The organism is Roseofilum sp. SBFL, assembly GCF_017746885.1.
GTDB lineage: Bacteria > Cyanobacteriota > Cyanobacteriia > Cyanobacteriales > Desertifilaceae > Roseofilum.
On record NZ_JAGHZH010000053.1, the window covers coordinates 67230 to 73288 of the forward strand.

Below are 6059 nucleotides of genomic sequence, written 5' to 3' on the forward strand. Positions count from 1 at the left end.
TTCATGCACAACTTTATTCAACTGTTCAAGACTTTATTTTCTAAGCCGCCTACCCTCTGGCAAATCTTGTTTATTATCGGTTTTGGGTTCTGGACTATTGCGGCTTTAATGCCCATCTTCAAACTGGAAAAACTGCAAGAGCCAATTGCTTTCTTTGGGTTTCTCACTTTACTCTATGCCCTATGGATTTTCCTGAGTCAATATACTCTAGACTGTTGGGGTATCGATTTCAAACCCATCATTATCTGGTTGATTTTCTCTCTGATTATCAGTAGGATCCTCGATAGAGTTTCACAAAAAGTGTTGTGGGTGAGCTATCCAGAATCGATCGCCCTCACTCAGCTCTTACCTGATGCGATCAGAATCCGCTCCCTCGATCTCGGATCGGTAGAAGGGAAAAAACGCCTACAAAGAAATATTATCATTCTTCTGAGTAGTTTACTCATCAGTTGCTGGATTTACTTTTACTTCATGATTGATGAATGGGCGATCGCCAATCCAAAGTTGGTGAACCAGAACATGGATAACAGCTTATTTGTGATAAAATTAGACCTAGAAAAACTCCGATCGCCATTCAGCTCCGACTAATTTATCCTGCTTTTAGACAGACCTATGAATTTTAATCGACTCAGGGTTGTTGCCAATAATGTATTTGCCGAAACCATCCGCGATCGCATTCTCTATGTATGGGGATTATTCGCCATCATAATCGTATTTATAATCCCCGTAATTCGGGAAGTTGCCTCCACTGTAGAAGATAAAATTCTTCTGGATGTGGGCTTAGGATTGATGGAGATTCTAGGAGTTGCAGTAACGGTATTTATCAGTACTGGATTAATTAACAAGGAAATTGACCAGCGAACTATTTATTTACTAATTGCCAAACCTCTCAATATCTCTGAACTGATTGTGGGCAAATTTTTAGGCGTTTCGGCAGTTTTGAGCATCTTAGTCGTCGGCATGATGGGGCTTTATCTGGGAATCTTAACCTTAAATCAAACCAGTTATCCGTCCTTAACTGCCCTGATTATTTCTGCTCTGTTCCTGATTCTGAAGCTATCCTTGATTACAGCAGCAGCCATTTTATTTGGAGTCTTTACCCGTTCCTTAGTGGCTCTTTTCCTCACATTTGGCATTTATTTCATGGGTAACTTAAGCGCCGACATGGTGAAACTGAATGCCTTAGTCGAAACTCCCTTGTTTTCCCGTCTGAGTCAAGTCTTGTTTATTATTGTGCCCGATCTATCTCGCTTAGATGTGAAAAACTTAGCGGTGTATGGGATGAACTCTTTACCCGGTGCTGTGACGCTGACTGCGAATGCGGGATATGGTATTGTCTACACCATAGCGTTATTAGCTTTAGCCACAATTATTTTGGCCCAACGGGAATTTTGAGAGTGAATAGCTTGGTTATTTTGAGGCAATAGGCAATAGAAACTGTCCTAACTTCTCCTCTTCATCATCTTTTCTAAGGCATCACATGAGATGAAACAGTTCACTAGAAACCTAGTTTCTTATGCTCATTCGCAAATGTACCGTGAAATCCGATGGGGATAACGCTGGGTAATCCTAACCGACAAACGGGGGAATCACTGAGGTGATGGGCATCATAAATCCAGACTTCGCTGGTATGACTAGAGGAATGATAAATCACAGTTAGCACCCAACCCTTCTCTTCTGCTTCTGGATTGGGGACATAAAGGGGTTCTGTGGGGTACGATCCGAGACCTGGATCGCCCATTTCCAAGGTTTCGGTTTCGTTATCCCAACGAGCAATGACATTCAGTAAATCTTCACCTAATGGGGTTCCTGGACGATGCATAGACAGATAGGTATAGCGTGCCGGTTTTCCGACTTCGAGGGGGGAGACAATGGGAAATTCGCTATGCTGCTCAATCAAGGGATAATGGTCAATGAGTTCCCCAGTTTTTGGGTTAAGATGCGATCGCCACAATTGACTTAATGCTTTCGTCTGAGTTTTACCACTGGGGACTTCTTTCAGAAATCTATTGGTTTGGAAGTCCTCATAACGGGCAAAATCGATCGCCAGGTTTCCCTGTTCATCCATAAATCCGTTGCTAAAGTGCCACTGGAACCAGGGAGGTGCTTCTTCTTGCGACACCAGAGAGAGGGTTTGGCGATCGAAAATTAAAATTTGTGTGGCTCCATTCGGTTGCCATTCCAGAGCATCAGAAAAACACTGAGTCCCCAGCAAAATCGGGAATACCTTCAATTTAATGGGGGGAATGAAAAAGATCACATAGGGGCCAGCGAGAACGAAATCATGGATAATGGACACACTCTTGAGAACATGCTCGCCCATTTGGATAATTTTGCCCGTGCGATCGCTCTTATATAAACATAATTTTGGTTTGGCTCCCAGAACTGTACCAAAGTTGAAAATTTCCCCCGTCTGAGCATCTACTTTCGGATGGGCAGAATAGGGCATTCCTGGCTGTAACTGGGATAGGTCATCCTTACCCTCAGTGTCTAACGTTTCCAAGTCTAACCGATAGGGGCGATCGCCTTCCCACAGGGCTAAAAGTTTATCGGGTAAGGCTAAAACCGACGTATTCGCTGAATGTTTCGGTAACTTGCCCCAACGTTTCCAAAGCGCACCTGGGGCAGTCATGCCATAATTGGGATACAAAAACTGATTCGCCGCACCCTCTGCACAATATCCTTCCGTTTGGACATACCGATAAACCCCAGTTGCTCCCTCATCCGTAAACTTAACCGCCAGAATTGCCCCATCCCCATCAAACCAATGACCCACGCGTACGCCGCCCCGTTCTAATCGTGCAGGGCCATTGCGATACAATGTTCCTCGTAACCCTTGCGGTATCGCACCTTCTAAGATCTCAAGGGGTGTCGGGGGAAACTCTGTCCCAGGTTGAGCGAGCGATCGACTCCAAGCCGGATAAGATTTAGTGATGGAAGACATAGAGGCAGATTAAAGAGCTTCAAAACCTAGATTTTTTAGATCATTGATATTATAGTGAAAAGATTGTGGATAAATAAAAATGCATTATGTTTTGGGCCGATAAGATTGCACAAGATGCACAGGGCGAACAAATTGTCAATGACTCGAAAACTCCATCCGGTCGTGTTCACGTCGGATCGCTACGGGGAGTCATTATCCATGATGTCATCTATCGTGCCCTAAAACAGGCCCAAAAACCCGTTAAGTTCCTTTATGGTGTCGATGATTATGATGCCTTAGATACTGTTCCAAAATATCTCAACCAGGAACACTTTAAACCCTACCTAGGCTATCCTCTCTGTAATGTTCCCTCTCCAGAAGAAACCGCAAGTGACTACGCCAAATATTTTATGGGCGAGTTTCTACAAGTCTTTGAATATTTGGGAGTACAGCCAAAAGTTTATTATCTGCGCGACCTCTATCGCACTGGACAACTCAATCCCTACATTGACACCTTTTTAAACAATGCTGACTTAATTCGCCAAGCCTATGAACAAGTTAGTAAAGCCAAACGACCTGATGATTGGTATCCCTTCCAAGTCGTCTGTGAAAATTGTGGTAAAATCGCCACAACTGTCGTCAGCGATTACAACGGTGAACAAGTCTTTTATACCTGCAAACCGGATAGCACCGATTGGGTAGAAGGATGTGGTTATTCGGGCTGGGTTTCTCCTTTTGATGGGAATGGAAAATTACCTTGGAAAGTGGAATGGGTCGCCAAATGGGATATCTTGGGAGTCACCATTGAACTGGCAGGAAAAGACCATTCTCAAAAAGGTGGATCTCGTGATGTGGCTAATGCCATTTGTCGCAAAGTACTGAAAAAGCAACCGCCTTTCCATTCGCCCTATGAATTTATTTTAGTCAATGGGACAAAAATGAGTTCCTCCAAAGGAGTCGGTTCAAGTGCCAGAGATATGGCGGCTTTATTGCCGGCTGAACTCTTGCGGTTTTTGATGTTAAGAACCCCCCCAAAAACGGTAATTAACTTTGCACCCAACTATGAAACTACGACTCGCCTATTCCGAGATTATGATACGTTGATTGGTAAGTACAAAGAGTGGCAAAGTGCTGGAGAAGAGGGTGAACTCTCGAAGGATTTGATGTCTCTCTTGTATGCCCAGTTGGATAGTGAAATTGAACCCTATCAACCCTTTGAACTGAGTACCTTGATTTCCTTGTTGCAAATTCCTGGTTTAGAGGTTGAAGCAGAAATTCAAAAACGAATGTCTTCTCTAACGGATAGGGATTGGGAAGAGATTAGGAAGCGGATTAATGTTGGCAAAAAATGGCTTGAAGATTATGCCGATGAAGAAGAAAAGTTAGTGATTTATTGGGATGAAATTCCTGAAGGAACTCGTCAATTATCTGAGGAACAAAAGACCTATCTAAACCAGTTGGTTGTGAATCTGGAAAAACTAGAAAGTTGGGAAGCGGAGGAGTTACAAACCTTGATTTTCTCCACTACGAAGGAGTTATCGATTAAACCCAATCTGGCATTTCCTGCAATTTACCAATCCTTCCTAGGGAAAGAACGGGGACCAAAAGCAGGCGGTTTATTGTCATATTTAGACCGTAAGTTTGTGGTTGAGCGCTTAAAAGCGGTTCTGGGCTTGGGTTAGTCTCCTGACTGAATTAAAATCATGTATAATGGGGAGGCTGGGACTGTAGCTCAGTTGGATAGAGCGAGCGCCTCCTAAGCGCTAGGCCATGGGTTCAAATCCCGTCAGTCCCGCTTTTAGATTCTATTGGTCTGCCTGGACTCGAACCCATGGTCTACCACTCAGAAGGCTATGCTCACACATATTTCACACAAATTTATCCTACACCACTCCAAAGCAGTGCAGGGTAAATAGGTCGCACAAATAGAGGAAATCTATCCATAGAAGCATTGCCATAGAATTTTATCAATACATCAGTCGTACGACCATCACATAAGAATCCCCTATGGATAAAGAGAGAATCATAAAGTGTGATAAAATAGATATATATCCAAGCTGGAGACCCAACTAGGGTAGCCAAAGAAGATATATATCCATCGGCACTCCATGGGCTGGTATGATCCGACAGAAAATATCCCCAATCACTGGACTAAGTGATGAGGAAAAAGTAATATTACGAACACTGGGACTAGGGAATCTCTCATTAGGAGTGAGAATAGCGGCGAAGCTTGTGGAAAAATATTCCTTCTGAGTGGAAGGGTCTGCACTCAGTACAGACCCTTGGAGGAATGCAATCTACGGTGACCTTATTTGAGCCGGGACTTTACCATCTCATTGCTCGTTCTAAGAGTCCTTTAGCGGTTCCCTTCCAGAAGTGGGTACTTGAGGAGGTTTTACCTTCGATTAGAAGAACGGGTTCTTACCGTCTCCCCCTGTTGCTGGTGTGAGTTGCATACTCAAAAAAATCTTAACATTTCGTTTTCCAGTGTAATCGGAATTGCTATAAGGATTCCAAATTGCTGTGTATACGAGGTTGTCTTCCTCTGCCCTACACCCACAAAGGATGATCGAGTGTTATGCCTACTAAAGAACAAACTGAAAGAAAGGGAGATTTTATGGCAACAGCAAGACGCGGTTCGGGAACAAGCTGGGTTGAAATAGCCAAAGCGCAACTTCTATGAGTATCAATTACCGCCATTAGATTATCTGTCTGTTTCTGGCGAGAAGTCCTTCCGCAAGGAGGAGTAGGAGCCTCTCACCAGGAATCCAACCATCCCCAGAAATACGCAATTCAGAGATAGCACGGTATCCGTTATTCTCTCAGTTCTAGTTCGTCAGAGCGATAGTGGTAAGTTCCATTCCAATCCTCATCTCTTGCGCCTATCGGGACTTAAACAAATATCAATGCCAAAGCCAGCCTAAATCCTCTTGGTAAGCGGTAAATACGTCCCAATTTTCCTGGAGCCAATTATAGAAACGAAAAGACAAGGCTACACGAAAGGCTGACAAAGCTTCTGCCAATGTATTTAATGGTCGATTGGCCCATTGCCTTCGTAGCCCGCCCGTTAACTTATGGTAAATGATAAAAGTATAAGCACAAAAAACCAGAATAAAATGACGCAGTAAGCTCAAGT

General features: G+C 43.6%; 5 protein-coding genes, 1 tRNA gene and 1 pseudogene. 5 read left to right on the top strand and 2 right to left on the bottom strand.

The genetic code is table 11. The features are described 5' to 3' along the window. The first annotated feature begins 3 nt into the window (after positions 1-3). Together J7545_RS06240 and J7545_RS06245 are read left to right on the top strand one after the other, a co-directional pair. Entirely contained in the window at positions 4-588 is a 585-nt protein-coding gene (locus J7545_RS06240) for a DUF5357 family protein (RefSeq protein WP_318699738.1), read from the top strand. Between the two features lie 24 nt (positions 589-612). Further along, on the top strand, positions 613-1395 hold the full coding sequence (locus J7545_RS06245; protein ID WP_318719308.1) for an ABC transporter permease: 783 nt from the start codon (positions 613-615) through the stop codon (positions 1393-1395). 103 nt (positions 1396-1498) lie between these two features. Here the strand turns inward: J7545_RS06245 and J7545_RS06250 are convergent, their stop codons facing one another. Then, a complete protein-coding gene (locus J7545_RS06250) occupies positions 1499-2944 on the bottom strand; it encodes a carotenoid oxygenase family protein (RefSeq protein ID WP_318699736.1) in 1446 nt (481 codons plus the stop codon). Positions 2945-3030: 86 nt separating this feature from the next. Between J7545_RS06250 and lysS the strand changes: the two genes are divergently transcribed. The 3 genes from lysS to J7545_RS06265 all read left to right on the top strand — a co-directional run bounded on the left by lysS (position 3031) and on the right by J7545_RS06265 (position 5372). Then, on the top strand, positions 3031-4605 hold the full coding sequence (gene lysS, locus J7545_RS06255) for a lysine--tRNA ligase (RefSeq protein ID WP_318699735.1): 1575 nt from the start codon (positions 3031-3033) through the stop codon (positions 4603-4605). Between the two features lie 39 nt (positions 4606-4644). Beyond that, positions 4645-4718: transfer RNA gene (locus J7545_RS06260), tRNA-Arg, on the top strand. A 435-nt stretch (positions 4719-5153) separates the two neighbouring features. Further along, on the top strand, positions 5154-5372 hold the full coding sequence (locus tag J7545_RS06265) for a Bro-N domain-containing protein (RefSeq protein WP_318719309.1): 219 nt from the start codon (positions 5154-5156) through the stop codon (positions 5370-5372). A gap of 454 nt (positions 5373-5826) precedes the next feature. Here J7545_RS06265 and J7545_RS06270 read toward each other — a convergent pair. Then, positions 5827-6059 (bottom strand): annotated as a pseudogene (locus tag J7545_RS06270) (IS701 family transposase); the annotation flags it as partial.

Coding starts and splice junctions, on each gene's coding strand:
- J7545_RS06245 (WP_318719308.1), top strand. CDS start 613: ATGAATTTTAATCGACTCAGGGTTGTTGCCAATAATGTATTTGCCGAA.
- J7545_RS06250 (WP_318699736.1), bottom strand. CDS start 2,944: ATGTCTTCCATCACTAAATCTTATCCGGCTTGGAGTCGATCGCTCGCT.
- J7545_RS06240 (WP_318699738.1), top strand. CDS start 4: ATGCACAACTTTATTCAACTGTTCAAGACTTTATTTTCTAAGCCGCCT.
- lysS (WP_318699735.1), top strand. CDS start 3,031: ATGTTTTGGGCCGATAAGATTGCACAAGATGCACAGGGCGAACAAATT.